This is a genomic window from Vibrio phycocola (assembly GCF_053850235.1).
On record NZ_JBSQDJ010000011.1, the window covers coordinates 84,271 to 105,387 of the forward strand.

Annotated in this window: 23 protein-coding genes; 10 read left to right on the forward strand and 13 right to left on the reverse strand. The window is 39.7% G+C overall.

Features of this window, described 5'->3' with window-relative positions; genetic code table 11:
* Nucleotides 1-6 precede the first annotated feature (6 nt).
* From lpxL to coaBC, 3 genes are all read right to left on the reverse strand, one after another.
* Nucleotides 7-954, reverse strand: a complete 948-nt coding sequence (gene lpxL / locus ACWU4D_RS14995) for an LpxL/LpxP family Kdo(2)-lipid IV(A) lauroyl/palmitoleoyl acyltransferase (RefSeq protein ID WP_456052254.1) — start codon at nucleotides 952-954, stop codon at nucleotides 7-9.
* 118 nt (nucleotides 955-1,072) lie between these two features.
* Nucleotides 1,073-1,663: a nucleoid occlusion factor SlmA gene (gene slmA, locus ACWU4D_RS15000; RefSeq protein WP_456052255.1), complete on the reverse strand. Its 591-nt coding sequence runs from the start codon at nucleotides 1,661-1,663 to the stop codon at nucleotides 1,073-1,075.
* Between the two features lie 43 nt (nucleotides 1,664-1,706).
* Nucleotides 1,707-2,915 carry a bifunctional phosphopantothenoylcysteine decarboxylase/phosphopantothenate--cysteine ligase CoaBC gene (gene coaBC / locus ACWU4D_RS15005; protein WP_456052256.1) on the reverse strand — a complete coding sequence of 403 codons (1,209 nt, stop codon included), beginning with the start codon at nucleotides 2,913-2,915 and terminating at the stop codon, nucleotides 1,707-1,709.
* Nucleotides 2,916-3,171: 256 nt separating this feature from the next.
* Here coaBC and radC point away from each other — a divergent pair, with 256 nt between their 5' ends.
* The 5 genes from radC (at nucleotide 3,172) to mutM (ending at nucleotide 6,029) form a co-directional block, all read left to right on the forward strand.
* Nucleotides 3,172-3,852, forward strand: coding sequence for a RadC family protein (radC, locus tag ACWU4D_RS15010; protein ID WP_456052257.1), 681 nt, complete (start codon nucleotides 3,172-3,174; stop codon nucleotides 3,850-3,852).
* Nucleotides 3,853-4,141: 289 nt separating this feature from the next.
* A complete protein-coding gene (rpmB, locus tag ACWU4D_RS15015) occupies nucleotides 4,142-4,378 on the forward strand; it encodes a 50S ribosomal protein L28 (RefSeq protein ID WP_456052258.1) in 237 nt (78 codons plus the stop codon).
* A gap of 14 nt (nucleotides 4,379-4,392) precedes the next feature.
* Nucleotides 4,393-4,560 carry a 50S ribosomal protein L33 gene (rpmG, locus tag ACWU4D_RS15020; RefSeq protein WP_456052259.1) on the forward strand — a complete coding sequence of 56 codons (168 nt, stop codon included), beginning with the start codon at nucleotides 4,393-4,395 and terminating at the stop codon, nucleotides 4,558-4,560.
* A 140-nt stretch (nucleotides 4,561-4,700) separates the two neighbouring features.
* Complete coding sequence (locus ACWU4D_RS15025) at nucleotides 4,701-5,180, forward strand: hypothetical protein (protein WP_456052260.1); 480 nt, start codon at nucleotides 4,701-4,703, stop codon at nucleotides 5,178-5,180.
* A 39-nt stretch (nucleotides 5,181-5,219) separates the two neighbouring features.
* The gene (mutM, locus tag ACWU4D_RS15030) at nucleotides 5,220-6,029 is read left to right on the forward strand and encodes a bifunctional DNA-formamidopyrimidine glycosylase/DNA-(apurinic or apyrimidinic site) lyase (RefSeq protein WP_456052261.1); all 810 of its coding nucleotides are present in this window, start codon (nucleotides 5,220-5,222) and stop codon (nucleotides 6,027-6,029) included.
* A gap of 3 nt (nucleotides 6,030-6,032) precedes the next feature.
* Here the strand turns inward: mutM and ACWU4D_RS15035 are convergent, their stop codons facing one another.
* The 7 genes from ACWU4D_RS15035 to ACWU4D_RS15065 all read right to left on the reverse strand — a co-directional run bounded on the left by ACWU4D_RS15035 (nucleotide 6,033) and on the right by ACWU4D_RS15065 (nucleotide 12,352).
* On the reverse strand, nucleotides 6,033-6,974 hold the full coding sequence (locus tag ACWU4D_RS15035; protein WP_456052262.1) for a glycosyl transferase family 90: 942 nt from the start codon (nucleotides 6,972-6,974) through the stop codon (nucleotides 6,033-6,035).
* 71 nt (nucleotides 6,975-7,045) lie between these two features.
* A complete protein-coding gene (locus tag ACWU4D_RS15040) occupies nucleotides 7,046-7,612 on the reverse strand; it encodes a YrbL family protein (protein WP_456052263.1) in 567 nt (188 codons plus the stop codon).
* A gap of 7 nt (nucleotides 7,613-7,619) precedes the next feature.
* On the reverse strand, nucleotides 7,620-8,603 hold the full coding sequence (locus ACWU4D_RS15045; RefSeq protein ID WP_456052264.1) for a hypothetical protein: 984 nt from the start codon (nucleotides 8,601-8,603) through the stop codon (nucleotides 7,620-7,622).
* A 298-nt stretch (nucleotides 8,604-8,901) separates the two neighbouring features.
* On the reverse strand, nucleotides 8,902-9,381 hold the full coding sequence (gene coaD / locus ACWU4D_RS15050) for a pantetheine-phosphate adenylyltransferase (RefSeq protein ID WP_456052265.1): 480 nt from the start codon (nucleotides 9,379-9,381) through the stop codon (nucleotides 8,902-8,904).
* Between the two features lie 4 nt (nucleotides 9,382-9,385).
* Complete coding sequence (locus tag ACWU4D_RS15055) at nucleotides 9,386-10,414, reverse strand: glycosyltransferase family 4 protein (protein WP_456052356.1); 1,029 nt, start codon at nucleotides 10,412-10,414, stop codon at nucleotides 9,386-9,388.
* A gap of 29 nt (nucleotides 10,415-10,443) precedes the next feature.
* On the reverse strand, nucleotides 10,444-11,226 hold the full coding sequence (locus tag ACWU4D_RS15060) for a glycosyltransferase family 2 protein (protein ID WP_456052266.1): 783 nt from the start codon (nucleotides 11,224-11,226) through the stop codon (nucleotides 10,444-10,446).
* A gap of 73 nt (nucleotides 11,227-11,299) precedes the next feature.
* Nucleotides 11,300-12,352 (reverse strand): glycosyltransferase family 9 protein, encoded by a 1,053-nt coding sequence (locus ACWU4D_RS15065; RefSeq protein WP_456052267.1) that lies wholly within the window; start codon nucleotides 12,350-12,352, stop codon nucleotides 11,300-11,302.
* Between the two features lie 126 nt (nucleotides 12,353-12,478).
* Here ACWU4D_RS15065 and ACWU4D_RS15070 point away from each other — a divergent pair, with 126 nt between their 5' ends.
* The 5 genes from ACWU4D_RS15070 to ACWU4D_RS15090 all read left to right on the forward strand — a co-directional run bounded on the left by ACWU4D_RS15070 (nucleotide 12,479) and on the right by ACWU4D_RS15090 (nucleotide 17,489).
* Nucleotides 12,479-13,201 carry a 3-deoxy-D-manno-octulosonic acid kinase gene (locus tag ACWU4D_RS15070; protein ID WP_456052357.1) on the forward strand — a complete coding sequence of 241 codons (723 nt, stop codon included), beginning with the start codon at nucleotides 12,479-12,481 and terminating at the stop codon, nucleotides 13,199-13,201.
* Nucleotides 13,202-13,222: 21 nt separating this feature from the next.
* Nucleotides 13,223-14,404, forward strand: coding sequence for a glycosyltransferase (locus ACWU4D_RS15075; protein WP_456052268.1), 1,182 nt, complete (start codon nucleotides 13,223-13,225; stop codon nucleotides 14,402-14,404).
* Between the two features lie 6 nt (nucleotides 14,405-14,410).
* Complete coding sequence (gene waaA / locus ACWU4D_RS15080) at nucleotides 14,411-15,682, forward strand: lipid IV(A) 3-deoxy-D-manno-octulosonic acid transferase (protein WP_456052269.1); 1,272 nt, start codon at nucleotides 14,411-14,413, stop codon at nucleotides 15,680-15,682.
* A gap of 27 nt (nucleotides 15,683-15,709) precedes the next feature.
* Nucleotides 15,710-16,585: a glycosyltransferase family 2 protein gene (locus ACWU4D_RS15085; RefSeq protein WP_456052270.1), complete on the forward strand. Its 876-nt coding sequence runs from the start codon at nucleotides 15,710-15,712 to the stop codon at nucleotides 16,583-16,585.
* A gap of 115 nt (nucleotides 16,586-16,700) precedes the next feature.
* A complete protein-coding gene (locus ACWU4D_RS15090; RefSeq protein ID WP_456052271.1) occupies nucleotides 16,701-17,489 on the forward strand; it encodes a sulfotransferase family 2 domain-containing protein in 789 nt (262 codons plus the stop codon).
* Between the two features lie 38 nt (nucleotides 17,490-17,527).
* Here the strand turns inward: ACWU4D_RS15090 and ACWU4D_RS15095 are convergent, their stop codons facing one another.
* The 3 genes from ACWU4D_RS15095 to ACWU4D_RS15105 all read right to left on the reverse strand — a co-directional run bounded on the left by ACWU4D_RS15095 (nucleotide 17,528) and on the right by ACWU4D_RS15105 (nucleotide 21,108).
* On the reverse strand, nucleotides 17,528-18,838 hold the full coding sequence (locus ACWU4D_RS15095) for an O-antigen ligase family protein (protein ID WP_456052272.1): 1,311 nt from the start codon (nucleotides 18,836-18,838) through the stop codon (nucleotides 17,528-17,530).
* Complete coding sequence (gene waaF / locus ACWU4D_RS15100; RefSeq protein WP_456052273.1) at nucleotides 18,838-19,860, reverse strand: lipopolysaccharide heptosyltransferase II; 1,023 nt, start codon at nucleotides 19,858-19,860, stop codon at nucleotides 18,838-18,840. The genes ACWU4D_RS15095 and waaF overlap by 1 nt, the downstream gene beginning before the upstream one ends.
* 81 nt (nucleotides 19,861-19,941) lie before the next feature.
* On the reverse strand, nucleotides 19,942-21,108 hold the full coding sequence (locus tag ACWU4D_RS15105) for a nucleotide sugar dehydrogenase (RefSeq protein ID WP_456052274.1): 1,167 nt from the start codon (nucleotides 21,106-21,108) through the stop codon (nucleotides 19,942-19,944).
* Nucleotides 21,109-21,117: the final 9 nt, after the last annotated feature.

Here is a 21,117-nt window from a genome sequence, read left to right on the forward strand (position 1 = left end):
ACAATCCTACTGATTCTTATAGCGTGAATTTTTTATTGATCGATCTGGGTGGTTTTTGAAGCGACGATGCATCCACATCCACTGCTCTGGCGCGCGGAGAATAACCTTTTCCACAAAGGTATTCATGTACGCTGCCGCAGCTACTTCATCTTTCTGCGGGAAGTTATCTTCAATTGATTGATCGGCGATAATATTGTATTTGCCTTCATTATTACGAAAGCCTGATCCGATAACAATGGCGCAGCGGCTAGTATAAGCAAGAATGCTGGTTCCCGTAGTCGTACACGCATCTTCAATCGTAAAGAAAGGTACGAAAACTGATTTTCTACGACCATAATCGTGATCGGGTAAATAGAATAGTCGAGAACCTTTTCTCAATACGCGAATCATTGCTTTTAAATCTTTGCGATCGATAGCACTATTACCGTAGCTAGTACGGCCCCAATACTGAATGAAATTGTACGCAGGGTTATCGTGTGGGCGAAAAACGCCATACCCGTGCATGCCTAATTCAGCAAAAGCGCGACCAGTCATTTCTAAATTAAGTGCATGAACACAGCACAATAATACGCCTTTACCATTGGCTTCGTGCTTTTCGAGAGCACTAAGATCTTGTTTAACCAATAGTCGTTTAAAGCGCCATGATGGCCAAAACCAAGCAATTCCAGTTTCGATTAAAGCGAGCCCCGAGTTCTTAATGTTCTCATCGACGAATTCTTCAACCTCTTGTTGAGATTTGTCTGGAAAAACGAGTTTGACGTTGGTTTTTGCGGTTCGAACGCGTTTCTCACCAAAGCGTGCGATGAGCGTTCCAAGAGAGCGGCCTAGAGAGAACGATAGAGAGTAAGGCAAGAGATTGACAATCAAAGCGAGAAATCCAAATCCTAGCCATACTCCCCAATATTTAGGGTGGAGTAATGAACGAGAAAATTGTGGGGCTTGCTTGTTGGACATAAAATCAATCGCCTACTTCGTTGAACTTGAGCTAAGAGAGCCATTTTGGTTTTCTTTTGATTGGCTTGCTTCGTTTGCCAATTGCCGCATCATACCGTAAATGTTCATATCATTACATTTAAGAGATTTGCTGTTTTAACATTTCCCAGTATTGTTCAAAGTGAGCCGTTGGGAAGTATTTAAAATCAGAACGCACATACCGATTTAGACTACCTTCGACTTGACCAAGTAGTTGAGCGGCTAATACGGTCTCATCTATAGGGAATGACTTGCCCTCACGCAGTTTTCTCTCACGTAAAATTTGTCGAAGAGAGGTTTCAATCCGTTCATACAGTTGATTAATTCGTTCTCTTAATCGTTCATTTTCAAACATGAGAGCGTGACCAGATAGAATTCGAGTTAAACCTGGGTTGCGTTCAGCAAATGTCAAAATGAGCTGTAATACCATTTCAATTCGATTTAACGTGTCTTTCTCTTCTGCAAGTATGTAATTGATTCGAGACATTAAGGTCTCTTCAATAAACTCTATCAAGCCTTCAAACATCCGAGCCTTACTCGGAAAATGGCGATACAACGCTGCTTCAGACACCCCAACTTGTTTTGCTAGTTTGGCTGTAGTGATGCGAGATGCACCGTCGTGAGATTGAAGCATTTCAGCGAGTGCTTGCAGTATTTCTTCACGACGATTTGAACGTTTATTGGCAACCATGTTTGTTCCCTTAATGACTTCAAATTACAGGTAGCGTATAGAGCTATTGTTGCTCCAATTGTTGCTGGATAGTTTTTACCACATCGTAGGCAAGTTTCGCCTTAGATGCGAGTGTTAGTGTTTGTTCGCCATCGCGCCAGTAAAGCGTCAAAGCATTATTCTGGCTATTGAAGCCTTGACCTTCTATCGAGACATCGTTGGCACAAATCATGTCGAGATTCTTATTCACGAGTTTTCCACGTGCGTATTGAGCCACATCTTGAGTTTCCGCAGCAAAGCCAACAGTAAACGGTCGGTTGTCTTTCATTGCAGCAACAGATGCGACGATATCTGGGTTTTTCACCAATTCAATGGTCATTTCATCACTGTCGGCGGTTTTCTTGATTTTTTGCTCGGCAACAGAAGCGGGGCGATAATCAGCCACAGCTGCACAACTAATAAAAACATCATGGTTCACGGCTTGTTCCATTGCGCTTCGGTGCATCTCTTGAGCGCTTTCTACATTAATACGATTAACGCCAGCAGGAGTTGAAAGTGATACTGGACCTGCAATTAAGGTGACATCAGCACCGAGTTGCTTTGCAGCATTGGCGAGCTCGAATCCCATTTTTCCTGAACTGTGATTACTCAAGTAACGTACAGGATCAAGTGCCTCACGAGTTGGGCCTGCAGAGATTAAAATGCGTTTTCCTTGAAGCAGCTTTGGTTGAAAGAACTGTTCACAGAGTTCGACTATTTGCATTGGTTCAAGCATTCTTCCCGGACCGACATCACCACAAGCTTGTTCGCCCGATGCAGGACCCCAAATTTCGGCTCCACGTCGGCTCAATGTTGCAATATTTTCTTGAGTCGCCATGTTTTTATACATTTGCTGATTCATAGCGGGAGCCACTGCAATCGGAGAGTCTGTTGCTAGAACTAAGGTTGATAAGAGATCATTGCCCAATCCTGCGGCGACACGACCAATGAGATCGGAGGTGGCTGGAGCGAGTAAAACTAAATCGGGCCACTTAGCGAGTTCAATATGGTTCATCGAACGTTCAGCTTCAGGATCCAATAGACTCGTTGCAACTTGATGGCCAGACACAGCTTGCATGGTTAGCGGAGTAATAAAGGCAGTCGCAGCTTCCGTCATTACCACTCTTACTTCGGCTCCTCGTTCTATCAATCGGCGAGTGAGATCGGCGCATTTATACGCAGCAATACCACCACTCATTCCGAGCAATATCTTTTTACCAGCTAACGTTTGCATACTTCGTCCTTATTTTATTGCAGAAGGCATGTTACATGCCTAAATGTCATTTCAGTTATACAGTGATGATGTTCATTCATCCTAAATTCAACCAAGTAGACCATATAATAGTGAAAGAGTTCGCAGGATGTAAGCCCTTACTAACATGTTATTTCATCCTCATATTATGATAGACCGTACTCTTATTATTGTAAGTTGCGATGAGATCAATCATTCGACTATATCTGTCTAACCACGAATAAACGAAGTACTGAATATGATTAATGAATTTGTATCTGAAAAACATTTGTTACCTCGTGAAAAGTTAGTTCGATATGGAGCAAGTTCATTAAGTGATGAAGAATTACTTGCTATTTTTCTTCGCACCGGGAGCAAGGATCAAAATGTATTGGAGCTTTCGAGTCATCTATTGATGCACTTTGGTTCTTTGCGGCAACTATTTCTCGCACCAATTGAGGAGTTTTGTGGATTTAAAGGCATAGGGCAGACTAAATACGCTCAAATTCAAGCGGTGCTGGAATTGGGACAACGTTACTTAGCGGAAACACTAGAACGTGGCAGTGCATTAACAAACCCAAATGAAACCCGGTTATATCTAACAGCTTTTTTACGAGATAGGCCTCGAGAGGCATTTCTGGTTTTGTTTCTAGACAACCAACACCGTGTGATTGAAGCAGAGATATTATTTGAAGGCACGATTGATTCTGCGTCGGTCTATCCACGTGAAGTGGTGAAGCGAGCATTAGACCATAATGCGGCCGCTATTATTTTAGCGCATAACCATCCGAGTGGTATTTCTGAACCGAGCCAGTCGGATCGCCGAATTACCGATAAAATTTGCGCTGCCATGCAGTTGGTGGATATTCGAGTTTTAGACCACTTTGTCGTTGGTGACGGTGAAATTACCTCTTTTGCCGAACGAGGTTGGATAAACTGACGAAATACCTTTCGATCGAGCTCATATTTTAGTTGTGAGATAGTGAGATTCTGCTATTATGCGCCCACTAAAATTATCAACCTTAATCAGCTCGGCGACAAAAAGATCTCAAGATCCTTAAAAAAGGATCTATTGGGGTCTTGAGCAATGCTCGTCAAGTTAGTATAATGCGCGACCTTTGATAGCCTTGATGGATCTTCCATAATAGGTTTTAGTCTTAAATTTTTACGATTTTAAGGCTTTGACACCAAGGTTGATATCGAGCTGAAACGATTTGGAGAAGACATTCATGTCCCGAGTATGCCAAGTAACTGGTAAGCGTCCTGTAACGGGTAACAACCGTTCACACGCAAAAAATGCTACTAAGCGTCGTTTTCTGCCGAACCTACAAACTCATCGTTTCTGGGTAGAAAGCGAAAAACGTTTTGTTAAACTGCGCCTTACTGCTAAAGGCATGCGTATTATCGATAAGAAGGGCATTGATGCTGTTCTTACTGATATCCGTGCGCGTGGCGAAAACGTTTAAGAGGAATTAGTAAAATGGCTAAAGGTATTCGTGAGAAAATCCGCCTAGTATCTTCTGCAGGTACAGGTCACTTCTACACTACTGAGAAGAACAAACGTAACATGCCTGGTAAATTTGAGATCAAAAAGTTTGATCCAGTAATTCGCCAACACGTTATGTACAAAGAAGCTAAAATTAAGTAATTAATTTCTGCTTTAATGTTTTGTGAAAACCCAGCTTAGGCTGGGTTTTTTATTGTCTTTTTTTTATAAAAACACATAAGCTAACGGTAATACAAAGAAAACTATACATTTTTATATTCTTCATATGTGGAAGTAATACTATGGCTTATCGTGGTCGCCGTTGGAATAACATTTTGATATTAGGCATCATTTTGTTTATCGCAGTACTTAACCTACCAACGATCATTAAAACGTATTTAATCGATGATTCTGAAGCAACCTCCTATCCAACTCTCTTTGATACTTCTCATCAGGTTGTTGCGTTGTACAGCTCTGATTGGTCGTTGATATATCATGGAAACCAATGGCAAAGTACGCCAGTACTAACAACCGACACGCTTGAGCTAGTACAACGCTGGAAAGAGCTCTTAGGTACACCTGTGTCTGATGAAGCATTCAATGCGATGAAAGATAACCTTTCGGCTGCCAATACGCTGGAAGTCTGGTACGACGGAGTTGAGGAGCCACAGAGAGTTACTTATTACCGCACTCCAAATTTTTGGTTGTTTAAAAATTGGCAGCAGCAATGGATAGCAGTATCGGTAGAAGATGCTTATTTATTTCCTGCGATAAAACCTTAATCTATCTAGATTATTTAATATTTACTAAGAGAAAATCGAATGCCTGAATTACCCGAAGTCGAAGTTAGTCGATTAGGAATATCACCTTATTTAGTGGGTGTTGAAGTGAAGTCGATTGATGTGCGCACGCCAAAATTGCGCTGGCCAATTCCCCATCAGCTTAAACAACTCGAAGGGGAGGTTATTCGTTCAATCACGCGACGTGCAAAATACCTTTTACTGGAAGTCGATACCGGAACTGCAATTATCCATTTAGGTATGTCGGGTTCTCTACGTGTTTTAGATGCCCCGATAACGCATGGCAAGCATGATCATGTTGATCTTTTTCTTACCAATGGCAAAGTCTTACGGTACAACGATCCACGACGTTTCGGTGCTTGGCTTTGGTGTGAAAAGGGAACTGAGCACCCAGTATTAGAGAAAATGGGCCCAGAACCACTTAGTGATGAATTCAATGCTGAGGTTATTGAATCACGAGCTAAAAATAGAAAAACTACGATTAAACAATTTATTATGGACAACAAGCAGGTGGTAGGGGTTGGTAATATTTATGCCAATGAATCGTTATACCTTTCTCATATTTTACCGACTCGACTTGCTGGTTCGTTGACATCTAAAGAGTGGAAAGTCTTAGTTGCTGCCATAAAGAAGGTGCTAGCAAAAGCAATAGAGCAAGGTGGTACAACGCTTAAGGACTTTGCTCAAGCCGATGGGAAGCCTGGCTATTTCGCCCAAGAACTGATGGTATATGGGCGCGCAGGAGACGCTTGCTTTGAATGTGGTAGTTTAATTCAAGAGAAGAAAATTGGGCAAAGAAATACGTTTTATTGCCGGAGTTGCCAGCAATAAAATTTAAGTATTATTGCTGTAATGTTCCTGTCCTGAATGTTTGAAGTACTTGTTTGCAACTAACAAGGAGATCAAACGTTCTTGTTCTGGGTTTTTAAATTGTTCAATCCATGCATGAGCATTTGCAATAATCGTTTCTGCTTCTTCAGGGTGGGCAATGTAATAATCCATTTTTTCGATAAGATCTGAATAATCATCTTTCACTTCAACATAATGAACGCCACCTTCTAAACGCCCTTCCATAAACCAAGTTTCAAATTTAGGCTTAGACATAACGGCGAGTGAATTTGAAGACATCACCCATTTCAAGTTGGTCGCGACATCTCTGCCTTCAATACAAAGAATAAACTTATATTTTAATTGCTCTTCAATTGTCATTCTTGGTTTATCCCAAGGCTGACCTTCTTGTGGTCTATGACGCCCTATATTGCAGCGTGGGTGATCATAATATTTCTCAATAACTACTTTTCGATGCGCTAAAAACCCCAACCCTCTCCAGACGGCTAAGTCTTTTTTTTCCGCAAAGGTAAGTGGATCTTTTAGGAATTGAAAATGACGAATGGCATTTAACTTCAATATAATGGAATTGTGATTGTTGTTATTAATTGGGCGACTTTTGACGAATGCGGGAGCGCCAGGAACCTCTCGTACATCCCCATTTATATAATGGAAACGATTGGCTTTAGGGAACCCTTTAATGACTTTAAAAAGATCAAAGTAATAAGTTGTACCACCTGTCTTTTTGAATGCGTCAATCTGAGTGCTTGGCTTATCATTAAGTATGAAAGTATCGCTAATTTGATTGTAATAGTCGATTCTAGATTGAAGGTAGGTGGATGGCTCTTCAGTGAGTGATTTGACCTTTTTTCTCGCAATATAGCGATGGAGCGAATTAGGGATTAGGGTCAATAACCCATGACTTAGGTAATAGTTGAATTTTCTCATTTATAGCCTAGCCGAAGATTTGAGATATTATTACGCGAATTATAGCAACAATACGGCATGTTAGCATTGGATTAAAGTTGATAGTTTTTTTTGATACATGGCCATTTCAATCTCATTTTTAGTCGAGCATACCAAGAGAAATAACAAAGTAATCTTAGTTTGATACAAAAATTACGAGTCCCTAGTCCATCGATAACCTTTAGACGCATTTCATTGTGATCGCGCTGCAAAAGCAACTGATCTTTATTGCAGTCGCCGATATAAATGGCATTGCTCACTAGGTATTTATTTAGGTCATTGAGAAGGTCTTTAACGACGTCTCGGGAAACAATTCCTTGCTTAATTGCTTCATCAAGGCGTATAGAAGGCGAATGACCATCATCCATTATCCGTTCAAACATTAGACCTTTTCCCCAATCTGTATCGACCTCACCATAGTATTCAGAGAGATAGGTAAACGGGACATTACGGTTTTTTAAGTTTGTTAAATAATAATCTTCAATTTTATTTTGGTTTCGATGAATGATACCCGGCTGGTTAACTTTTATACACTTTGAAGGGTCGGTTGGATGAATAAAACAAGCTCGCTCATTACCGAAACCTAGTATCTTTTTAGGATCAATGAATATCGTTGTCATAGTATCGCTATAATTTTATTTCTCTAATTAGTTTCTGTGTCGCTTCAATTGAATGGCTATTATTAATATAAATAAATAGCGGACTATTTAACATGTACCCAATTTCAAAGTAGTCAGAACGTAAATGATTAATAGCAATCACCGATAACTCTTGTTTTCGTGAATGTATAACCTCAGCCGGAGCATCAAGCTGAATATAAGCTAAAGGTGTTGGACAAAGCACTATCTTTTCCTTGGCTTTTTGATCTCGGGTGACATTTTTATCAAGAAAACGAGTTCCTTGAATTAATAAGTCGGGATAATAGCGATCGATAAATTTGAATTTACCAATATTAAAAGCCAAGCCTCGTAAGTATCCCCCAAGTAACGCAATCCAGAAAAGTTTCTTATGTTGTTCGTCGTCAAATTGATTCTTGGCCAATTTAATACCAGACTTTTTATCGAGCTTTTTCTTTGTGGTGCGATAAAGCACATGATAAAGGAGTCCTTTTCGGAACATCTTTTTAAATCGATAATATTGACCTCCCATAGAGTGGGTCAATGAATCAATAACGGTTGTTTTTCCGACTCCATCAGGTCCAACTATCGCTATAAATTTTCTTTTTTTCCTAACGTCTTGTTTTAGACGGAACCAATTTTTTGAGATACGGTGCTGTCTATTAGAATATACGAGTCCAAGGCTCTTAAGATCGTCATTCGCAAGCTGCATTGATTTGTGGCTTGGGTTTGCTAACCATTCCTTTACCTTCTCATCAACACCTGTTAGTGAAAGGAAGTAGTGTAGCCTCTTCTGAACCTCTGAGGATTCTAGAGATTTTTTCTTTGAATAAAGATGAGATAAATAGAAAAGAGCAGCGATGTTTGGGGAAAGAGCTGATTCATTGTTTTCGTTGAAATGAATATAACCTTTATCAATGAGTGTTTGCGTTAAGATCGCCGACCCTTTTGGTATTGTCGGGGATTTGATATCAAGTTCAGTCCAGATATCCATAAGAACACTTCTATTGCTATCATGGGAAAACAGTGTCAACTCCATTTTATTGAGTCGATGCCGCTTAAGTGAAAACGAATAGCGCATTGCTGCACAGCATTGTTGAACGGTGGAAAAAAAAGAAAAAGTGTCTTTGGGATGAATAAGAAGATCAAAGTCACCAATGTATATGTCTGGCTCTTGAATGGCCTTGGGGCGAATAAATACTAATGGTCGATGTTGCGTTTGAAATTGAGAGAAAATGCGTTGTATTAGCTCGACCATTATTATAGGACCTATTTTTCGAATATCTTACGAGTTAAGTGCGACTGACTTTATTCATTATTGCGTCAAAAACCACATTTGGGACAAAAGATTTTATATCGCCACCATGAATAGCGACTTCTCGAATAATCGTCGATGAAAGAAACGCATATTCTTCCGATGGTGTTAAAAAAATACTCTCTAAATTTGGCTTCAAACGACGATACATGGTAGTTAGACCAAATTCATATTCAAAATCTACCGTTGTACGCAGCCCTCGAATTAAAACATCAGCACCCTCTTGTTCAGCAAAATCAACTAATAAGCCAGAAAACCCTTTTACTTCGACATTATCGATATGAGAGGTAGCTTGCTGAGCAAGGTCTACTCGTTCACTTAGAGTAAACATTGTTTTTTTTGAAGGGCTTGCTGCCACACCAATTATAATATGGTCAAACATTTTAGATGCACGCTCTATAATATCGAGGTGTCCATTCGTCAATGGATCGAAAGTTCCAGGATATATGACAGTCATAATTTTATTGAACCGCTTGATAAATAAGTTGATATTGCTCTGAGGTGTAGCTGATGTCAAAGCGCTTTAGGGTTTCTTCACTTGCCGCAATATATGTATTTCGGGAAGCTTCATTTTGATACAAGTCTAAGATTGCCTCGGCCAGTTGTTGAGCATTCCCCGGTTCGATGAGTAAACCATTTTTCTTATGTTCGATAATATCAGGTATTCCACCTGCATTAGTGGCTACAACTGGAAGTTTCGCTTGTAGTGCTTCTAAAATGACTGAGCCTAACCCCTCGGTATAAGAGGGGTGAATCATTAAGTTGGCCGCACTAAACCAATCGCCCATGTTAGATTGCTTTCCTTCAAAAGAGATATTATTTACGCCAACGGCTAAAGCTGCAATTTCTTGCATGTCCTTGCCGTCACCAAGCAAAGCAATATGAACATCGACGTTTTTCTCTTCCAATATTTTAGCGGCTTCTATGGTGACATTATGCCCTTTGTGTTTGAGCATTTTTGCTGCTTGGACAATTAAAAATTTATCTTGGAAACGTTGGCGAATCTGTTTAACAGCATCATCATCTATCGGGTAGCTAACCGGTGAGCTAGGGATTTTTTTTATTTTTTCACGCGAATGTTTTGCCGCGAGCTTATTAACTATTTCTTGACTGAGCCCCACTAAAGTATGAGCTTTGGAGTACGCAAGATTAGCTAACCATCTGTCCTTGAGTGGGTTATCGATGCGTCGAGTAACAATATAAGGTTTACGATAGAGTAGGTGTTGTATTAAAGCCCAATAAATTGCACGTCCTTCATGGACATGGACTAATTCACAATCGTCAGTTACCCATTTTTGATGGGAGCGAGTGAAGTGCGATGCAAATATTACGTCACAACCTAACGCTTGAACGGCTTTTGCAAACGGACTTTTAGGGTTGACCACCACTTTTAGCTTATAACCTTCAGATAACTGCTGCTTAATCAATTGCAGTGTTTGGTTTTCTCCACCGCTATAGCCAGAAGCGAGATTTACATGGCAGATGTTGATGACTTTTTCCATTTTGTATTGCTCTTTGGTTACCAAATTTTATCAAAGTCTTCTTTTTCTAAGACCTTGGGATCGCGTTGGTACTCTAATAGCTTGGCATATTTGAGATAGCTATTTACCGCTGAACTCAGTGCGACGGTCATACCATCGACACCGCCAAGGAAGCCTCGTTGAAAAATATATTTACGAATAAAAGCATTAAGACCATGACTAAAGGGGGAGAGTGCGTTCGCCCGTTTTCCTTTTTGGTACATGATTTTCGCTGCTCGGCCACTAAAGTTACGGCCTGGTTTAGCAAATAATTGACCTAGGTTTTCAAATGAATAATGGATCAAATCCGCTTCTAACTTTGCTGGATTTAATGCTTGAACAGAAGCGTGCTGTTTCACTTCGGAAAAGCGAATTTTTGATTTATCGTATAAACGAATACAGTAGTCTGGGTACCAACCGCACTGTTTGATCCAACGACTTCCAATATAATTGCGGCGTTTAAAGGCAAAGGCGTCATGAAGGGTTTGCGTTAAATCTAACTGTTTGATGGCATTGACCGCTTCTTCCGTCAAACGCTCATCCGCATCGATACTTAAGACCCATTGGTTACTACAGTGTTCTAATCCAACATTTTTCTGAAACCCATCGCCTAAGTAAGCTTGTTCAATTACGATCGCACCGGCTTCTTTAGCCAATTGCTGTGTATTGTCGTGACTGTGTGAATCGACAACGATAACTTCAGAGCAAACCTGTTGAAGTGATTGAATGCATTCAACAATATTCTGTGATTCATTTAAAGTGATGATAACGCCAGTAATCATGGGCGAAGTTCTCCGAATTTAGGGCTCTGGATACGGCATGACCATTATCATACCTGATCTGATTAAACTTGGCTTATAAGTTGAAGTGTTGTACTGCTTTATCGAACATAGTGATGACTTCTTGCGATGAGATACGTTCCATAGCGTATTCATCTTTGACACGAGTCCGCCAATCAACGTCTTGAGGAGATTTTCCAGTTTCGGCAAGTAGTGCTTCCGCATAGCAAGAGACCACGAAATCTCGATAATTGTAAGGTCCGGTTCTCTCTGGGTTATGATGGGCATATAAACCAACGACAGGAGTGTCGAGAGCATTGGCCATATGTGCAGGGCCTGTATCTGGTGCAATCACTAGTTGTGCTAAATCGATAAGTGCGAGCATCTCTTTTAAGCGACTTTTTCCGACTAAGTTTAAGACGGGCTGAGTAAGCTGTTTCTCAATTTCTTGTGCAAGTTCAATTTCGATGTTAGCTGGTGAGCCTGCGAGAATAACCTTCCAACCTTGTTGCTGAGCATAATTAATAACATCGACATAACCTTGAACAGTCCAGTTTTTATAGGCTTTACTTGCCGCTGGGACGACAACTAATTGGCGTTGTGATGACGTGATATGTTGTGTCGCCCAGTGAAGGTCATCATTACTATAATGCAGCTTCCACTTTGGTGTGACATCTTCAATGCCCAATTCTGTCGCAAAGGCTAGAAGTCCGTCGAGTACATGAGGAGAACTAGGAGAGGGCACTTTCACATTGGTAAACCACGTCTGTCCATCTTGACTGCGAGTTCGGTCAAACCCTAACTTGTATTTTGCTTTGATGCCAAATGTCGCAATACTGGATCGTAAGGCATATTGCATATGAAGTAACGCATCAAATCGCTCATCTTTTAAAGTGCGCCATAATGATTGGTACGCTTTCCATCCTTGTTTCTTGTCGAACACAATTACGTGGACGTTATCCAAACCTTCAAGTAGTTGAGCTTCCAATGTTCCTGATATCCACGTAATTTTTGTTTCTGGCCATTGTGCTTGAATGGCTTGAACGGCGGCTACCGCATTGCAAACATCTCCAATTGCAGATAATCGGAGGACACAAATGGAGCGTGGTGGAGTGGTAAACAAGGGCATTTAGCGTTCTCTATGATAAGCCATGCATCTAACAGCAATTATGGAGGCTTTGATTATGCATAGCCCCATATAAAATGTAAAATAATAGCAAGAAATTGAATTCAATCTCCTGAGTGAAAGCGTGTGATTAAAAAGAGTGAGCAAGGCCGACAAACTATTTGGTTTGACGATGAACTATTGGATGTCTCAGAGATTGATCGTTGTTGTGATGTCGATTATTGGCATCAAGTAAATGCAGTGGTGGGGTCAGCTCAAGGTCGAGGCACTACATGGTTTATTCAGTTAGCGTTAATGCAGGCAGCACTACGACATTATCGTAGAGGTGGTCTTTTTGGTAAGTTGGTGAAAGATCACTATATCTATTCGTCACTTGAAAAGACAAGAAGCTATCAAGAATTCTCTCTGCTACAGCAATTACATCTCGGTGGAGTCGCGGTACCTAGGCCTATCGCGGCTCGAGTTATAAAGAAGCACTTCTGCTACCAGGCAGACCTTTTAAGTGAACGGATCCCAAATGCCAGTGATTTGGTGAGTGTTTTGCGAGAAAGGAAGCTCTCTGATGATATTTATGAAAAGATTGGGATTGAGATAGCGAAAATGCATCAAATTGGCGTTAATCACACCGATCTTAATATTCATAATATTCTATTAGATGATAGTAATAAGGTGTGGATTATCGACTTCGATAAGTGTTGTCAGGTTTCAAAGAACAACAGTGAAGAATGGAAACAAAATAACATCGCTAGGTTATTAAGATCATTCGAGAAAGAGTCAGTGAGAGAATGTATTCACTGGGATAAAACGCGAGATTGGTCTGCGTTGATCTCAGGTTACAAAACATTAAAATAGAAGCTTAATAGGGAACATTGAATGCGAGTTGCAGTTGTCGTCAATTGCCTAAAAATGGGTGGCATGGAGCGTGTTGCGGTTAATTTAGCTGATGCGTTTGCCAAAGATAATCATGATTCCCATCTTATTTATCTTAAAGATCGAAAAATAGAATTGCGTCCTCGCAATCAGAACGTCATTGTTCAATTATTTAACTTAAAAAAGTGGGTATTAGGCTCAGGCATTGGAGCTATCTGGTTTTTAATATGTAAACTGATTAACGCTAAATATCGCAAAACATTTCCTCATTATTTTGCTTATGCCGAAGCAAAAGCATTTGCCTATCTATTAACACAATCTGAGAAACAGTACGGAAAGTTTGACCTAATTATCTTCCGAGGTCAGGGCACATTCGATCATATTTGGCCAATTCAAGATGATCGTTTTGTTTTTGTTTGTGAAAACGTTCAGCACAAAACCATGTATCAACACAAATCGACTCAGATTTTCGCAGATCTGTTTAATGAACGTCATATGGTGTGTGTTTCTGATGGCGCCAAAGAGAGTTTGGATGATCTGTTAGTTACGCATAATATAACCGCAAAGAGCGTGACAAAAATCAGTAACCCAAATGACTTTGAATTAATTCGTCAGGAATCTGATATCCCTATCCCCACTGACGTTGCTCCAGAGCGACCTTATATACTTGGACTTGGGCGTTTAACTGAAGTGAAAAACTTCCCTCTTCTTATTGAGGCTTATGCATTATTAAAGCAAGAGCAAAACTTGCCACATCAATTGATTATTGTAGGGGCAGGGAAAGATAAAGAGACGATAGAACGCACGATAGAACGACTAGGTCTTCAAGACGATGTGATACTAAAGGGGCAACAGAGTAACCCTTATCCTTGGTTTAAACAGGCTGACTTATTTGTGTTGAGTTCACGCTGGGAAGGATTGGGTATGGTACTAATTGAAGCTTTAGTATGTGGCACACCGGTAGTCGCAACGGACTGCAAAGGTGGAGTAAGGGATGTCATGCAAGGGGGCTTGGAGCCGTATTTAGCCGATGAAACGCCAAGATCTCTTGCCGATAAAATAGCAACGACATTGGAGAATCCTGAAGTGTTGAACTTCCAGAAAGATGTGGCTCCAGTATTACAAAACTTTGAGCAAGGTTATATCGTGCAACAGTACCTCTCTACATTTGCGAACGAAGAGTAGGCTTTAATGACAGTCGTCCGTTTTATTTACACTTTACTTCTTATTTTAATTTCTCCTGTGTTTCTATGGAGTTTATATAAAACGAAGCCAGGAAAACCAAGCATAGGTCAACGCTGGCCTGAGCACTTTGGATTCACACCTTCTGTTGATTCAAATAGTCCTATATGGGTTCATGCTGTTTCTGTCGGAGAGGTGTTGGCAATAACCCCGTTTATTCGAGAACTAAAAAAGCAGCATCCCGAATTGGCGATTGTGTTAACTACCACCACATCAACGGGGGCTGAGCAAGCTCTTAAACTTGGTGGCATGGTCGAGCACCGTTATATGCCACTTGATTTCGCTTGGTGCGTGTCTCGTTTTATTAAGACAGTCCAACCTTCTCAGTTGATTATTATGGAAACTGAGCTCTGGCCCAATACGTTAGCAATGACAGCTAAACATAAAGTTCCGGTATCGGTTGTCAATGCTCGCTTATCTCAACGTTCATATTCGCGTTACGCAAAATTTGGTTCGTTGTTTAGTTCGCTCTTAGGGCGGTGCATTTCTCATATTTATTGTCAAACTCAAGCTGATGCTGACCGGTTTAACTTGCTTGGTATACCTTGTGATGCTCTAACGGTTACAGGATCGATGAAATTTGATATCACAGTTCCCGATTCTGCTCGAGTGGAAGGAAAAAAATTACGTAAATTGCTTGGTGAAGATAGGCCGGTTTGGATCGCGGCTAGCACGCACAAAGGCGAAGATGAACAGGTGCTTGAAATTCATCGTCATGTCGTGAAGCAGTGTCCAGAAGCGCTCCTTATCATTGTTCCTCGTCACCCGGAGCGTTTTGATAGTGTTGCAAAGCTTATTGTTGATGCAGGATGGCGGTTGGATCGCCGTACGCAGTCAAAACAAGACCTTGCCGATACGGAGGTTTACCTAGCTGATACCATGGGGGAAATGTTTACTTTACTGTGTGCGAGTGATGTTTGTTTTATGGGAGGTAGTTTACTCGGAGATAAAGTTGGTGGGCATAACTTACTTGAACCTGCTGCAGTTGGTATACCGTCGATCATTGGGCCGAGTTATTATAATTTTAAAGACATTACAGAAGAGCTTATTCGTTTAAACATTGCCGAAGTTAGCGGTGATGCTGTTGAGACTTCTGAAATGTTCATACGCTTGTTCTCCGATAATGAGTATGTCGCTAATATTCAGTCTACCTCTGAACAATACTTTCAGAAAAGCAAAGGGTCGATAAAGCTAGTAATTAGTCAATTGGAACTCAAATAAGTATTCATTTTATAGAAAGGATTATGTATGTCTTCTACACCATTGGTTTCTATCATCATTCCAGTTTACTGTGTTGAAGCCTATATTGAGCAATGTTTGTTATCTGCAATGTCTCAAACTTATACATCTATTGAAATTATTTGCATCGACGATGGATCTCCAGATGCATCCGTAGCAATCGCAAAAGATGTGTCCCAGCATGACGCGAGGGTCCTCATACACTCTCAAGAAAATCAAGGTCTGTCAGGCGCAAGAAATACAGGCGTCTCTTTATCATCAGGTGAATATGTTTTTTTTCTAGACTCTGACGATTGGCTTGTTCCCGAAGCGATAGAAACGTTGGTTAATGTTGCGTTGACTGAAAAAGCTATTATCGTTTCTGGAGGTGTCATTAGCTATGATGAAGAAAGTGAATCAACGAGTATCTACAAGAAAAACCGAGTACTAGGTGATATTACCCTTAATAGTAAGAACTTCTTTTGTTTACCTATAGTGACCTGGAACAAGTTATATCACTACAGTGTCGTGAAAAGTAATCCATTTACGGTTGGTATTATTCATGAAGACGAAGATTTTTATTGGCGCGTTTTTGCACAGAATAGACGGGTCTATAGTATTAAAGATGATGTTATTTATTATCGCCGACGGGCTGAGTCAATTACCACCCAGAAAAATTATACTGACGCCTATCAAGATAATTATATAACGATAATTGAGAATGCTTCAAAAACTCTCAATGAGAGTAAAGACTTATCGATTTTGTTTAAAAAGTTTGCTTTGAAATTTATGCGAAAAATGAAAAAGAGGAACATTTCTTATATGAAGTATAAGGATTATTTAGCAAAGCAACATAACGTAAAAAGCAACTTAATGTCTTACCTGCAAATTAAGTTGTTTTTATAGAGAATAGTAAACCTCATATAGTCAACAAAAAACAAAAAGTATTGCTTGTAACTTTATTTTAATAATGATGTTTCTTGACTGAAAAATAGTTATGAAATGTGACAAAGGTATTTAAATGTTAAATAATATATATTACTTACTTCCGTATGATTTTCGTCGTTTTCTATTTTCAAAGCTAAAAGCTAAGAGATTTAGGAAATGGCAACTAAAAAGAACCATTATTACTAACACTGGTTACTCGTTAAAACCATTTGATCAAAATAAATGCATTTTTGTACACATCCCAAAGGCTGCAGGAGTCTCTGTATGCCGAGGCTTGTTTCACAATTTGGCAGGAGGGCATAGTAATATAGAGCAGTATCAAGTTGTATTCTCGAAACAAGAGTTTGATGATTACTTCAAATTTACATTTGTCCGAAACCCATGGGATCGCCTTTTTTCTGCATATAACTTCTTAAAGAACGAAGGGATGAATGATTCAGATAGAGATTGGGCGTTGGATAACATATCAGAATATTCATGTTTTAATGATTTTGTGAAAGGCTGGCTGACTGATTCAAATATATATAGCTCAATACACTTTATCCCCCAATATAAGTTCTTATGTCTACCAAATAGTGATGAAATTAATGTGGACTTTTTAGGTTTTTTTGAAAATATTCAAGGTGATTTTGATGTAATAGCAGACCAACTCAAGTTAAATCATAAGCCATTGCTAAAACATGAAAATAAAACCAAATCAAGTAGTCAAAAAGTGGATTATCGAGACTTCTATACAGATGAAACTCGTAAAATTGTTGCTGAAGTATACAAAAAAGATATTGAGATTTTCGGTTATAACTTTGATAACTCATCACTAAAAAACCAACTAAAAAAACGTTCCACCTTAGAAGGATATGATTAATAGGGAAAAGTAATTAAAGTCGAAAATACTATCGTTGTTTAGTTTTCTCTTCTAAAATTATCAATTTTGTAATTGAAATAAAACGATAGGAAGCTTGCCATAAATATATTATGTGTAATTACCCCATATGATCTAAGATTATAACTTTCAAAGGCATTAACGATTAACCAGAATGTAATAATGCTCATCCCTATGAAAAGCCAGGATTCACCATTTGGAATAGTATGCCTTAGTTTATAAAGTTGAACTAGAACCATGAAATAGCAGCTTATGATTAGAAGCCAACCAATGAGCCCATATGAGGCTAATATATCAACATGACTATTGTGAAAATGTTGTAGTCCTTTTATCGTTTCATTGATTGGATTAGATTTAAATAATTCTGATGACTGAATAATAAATTTAGGTGCTTTAGGCCCTAGACCAAATAATGGATATTGTTCGATAGATTTTGACGCCTCGAGCCAAGATCGAGCTCGAATCCCTGCACTATCAAGTGGAACATGTTCAAAGTCGCCAGATAATATTGATAAGATAGTTGAACTCTCTTGTTCAAAGCGGCTTTTAATCGCATTCTGTTGAAATAGAGCAATGATAATAACGGGGATTAATAGGTAACTCAGCAATACTTTAGTTTTGAATCGTCTGGCTTTTTCAAAGCAAATTAAGACAAATATTGGTGCTAATATAAGTATTACTGCATAAGCAACAAAAACTTGACGGCTTTGAGAGCCAATAAGAATAATAGCGGATAGCAGTATTATGACTAAATAACCCAACATACAGAAAGTATTCCGGTTAGATTTTAATATTTCAGTCGTAAAGAAAATGATCGCGACCAAGCAACATAGGCCGGAAAAAACAGATGTATACATAGCATTCTTTATGCCGAAATCTACTCTTATCCCCTTTGTTAAATTGATAAGGTCAGCACTAACTGTTGGACTTTGGAAGCATGCAAGTAATATCGCTAAGAAATACCCACCCCAAAGCCAATATATTTTGTGAGATTTTCCATTTAACCAAAATGCGAGAGGGATAAATAAGAACAATCGCGCAAGCTTATCTATTTTAGGTTGTGATGCTGACATATCGCCTAATACAGATAACCCTAAAAACCAGCTAATTATTTGAACAGCAACGACTAACAGAAAAACGATAAAAATAGGCTCTTTGATTAAAAACCTAAAGTGAAGCTTGAGAGTAACGAGGCTACCAATTACAACCAAGACAGAAAAAAAATGGTGCATACTTGGCAGAGAAAAAGCGGTTAGAACATATCCAAGTAGACTAAACAATGCCAATGCTTGCCATTGATTCGGTGAAATTGAGTTGATGATTTTTGTCATTAAAATTCCTGAATGACCTGCTCGGGCAATAACTCTTTCAAGCATTTCAAATGCCCTAGCGGACATTCACGTTTGAAACACGGTCGACATTCTATATCGGTATGGACAGTGCTTGCGTGCTCTGAAAGTGGTGGAGTGTATTGAGGTGATGTTGAACCATATACGACAATAACACGGCAGCCTACAGCGGCGGCTACATGCATTAAGCCTGAGTCATTACTGATCACCGTTTCACAGGCGGCCAATAGATCGACGGCTTCAATTAACGAGGTTTTCCCAGCTAATACGATAGCCTGAGTTTGATTCTCTGAAGTTAGTTGAGAAACGATATTTTCACATGCAGCAACGTCTTTCTGTGATCCATATAGCCAGACCTGATAGCCACGATTTATCATCTCTTGGGCTACCGCTGCATAATGTTCTTCAGGCCATTTTTTAGCTGGACCAAACTCAGCGCCTGGGCATAAGCCAAGCACGGGTCGATTTGTATGCAATCCAAATTTTGTTAACGTAGCTTGTTGAATATCATAATCGATTGATAATTTTGGTTTTGGGAGTAATGCGAGGCCGCCTAGGGAGGTTGAATCAATCATATCGGCTTTTGGAAGCGCTAATGCTACATAACGTTCGACCATATATTGGAATGACTTTTTATTGTTACGGATGTCATTCAAAAGCCCATAGCGCATTTCACCCTTCCAACCTATACGAGTTGGAATATTGGCAAACCAAGGAATCAGTGCTGATTTGGCAGAATTAGGGAGGACATAAGCATGCGTATAGTTATGTTCACTTAAGGACCTACCGATTTCACGCCGCTTAAGTAAATTGAACTCACCATGACCAATTGGCATGGTGAGAGCTTGATTTATTTCGGGCATTCTTTCTAATATCGGTTTACACCATTCTGGCGCTAATACATCAATGGTGCTGTTAGGGTATTGTTGTTTTAAAGTAATATAGAGTGATTGAGACATCACCATATCACCTACCCAGGAGGGACCAATTATTAGGATTTTCATTTACAGCCTTTGTACTCGATATTGTATTCTTAGACCTTCCCACTGATTCATTTAGCTCAGTGGGAAGTGAAGGGCGTAGGCTTAATCAGAACCAAACAAGTCACGAGTGTAGACTTTATCAGCAACATCTGCCAATTCTTCGACCATTCGGTTTGACACGATAACATCTGAGCATTGTTTAAACTCTTCAAAATCCTTAATCACTTTTGAGTGAAAGAATTCATCTTCTTTCATTACTGGTTCATAAACAACGACTTCAATACCTTTTGCTTTAAGGCGTTTCATTATCCCTTGAATAGAAGAAGCTCGGAAGTTGTCAGAGCCTGCCTTCATAATTAAGCGATAGATACCAACAATATCTGGCTTGCGTGAAATAATACTGTCTGCAATAAAGTCTTTGCGAGTTCGGTTTGCATCAACAATAGAGCCAATAATGTTGTTTGGCACATTGTTGTAGTTAGCAAGAAGCTGCTTGGTATCTTTCGGTAAACAGTAACCACCATAACCAAATGATGGGTTGTTGTAGTGGTTACCGATACGTGGATCCAAACATACTCCACCAATAATTTGACGAGCGTCTAAACCATGAGCTTCGGCGTAAGAGTCAAGTTCATTAAAGTAAGCAACGCGCATCGCCAAGTAAGTGTTTGAAAAGAGTTTGACAGCTTCAGCTTCGGTTGAATTAGTAAACAGTACATCGATGTCTTCTTTAATCGCACCTTCAACCAATAGGTTTGCGAATATTTCAGCACGCTCGCTTTGTTCACCAACAATAATACGAGAAGGGTGAAGGTTGTCGTAAAGTGCACGACCTTCGCGTAAAAATTCTGGTGAAAATAGAATATTGTCGCTGCCGAGTTCTTGACGAATTCGCTCTGTGTAACCAACTGGGACCGTTGACTTGATGATCATTGTTGCATTTGGATTGATTTCAATGACATCTTTGATAACCGCTTCAACGGAAGAAGTATTAAAGTAATTGGTTTGAGGATCATAGTCTGTTGGTGTCGCGATGATGACATATTGCGCGTCTTTATAAGCCAATTCTTTATCTAGAGTTGCAGTAAAGTCGAGTTCTTTCGTGTTAAGGAACTCTTCAATTTCCTTATCTACGATGGGTGACTTACGTTGGTTCAGTAAAGCAACCTTTTCTTCGATAACATCTAGAGCGAAGACGGTGTGATTTTGTGCAAGTAATACTGAGTTGGATAATCCAACGTACCCAGTACCGGCGACAGCTATTTTCATAACAACCTC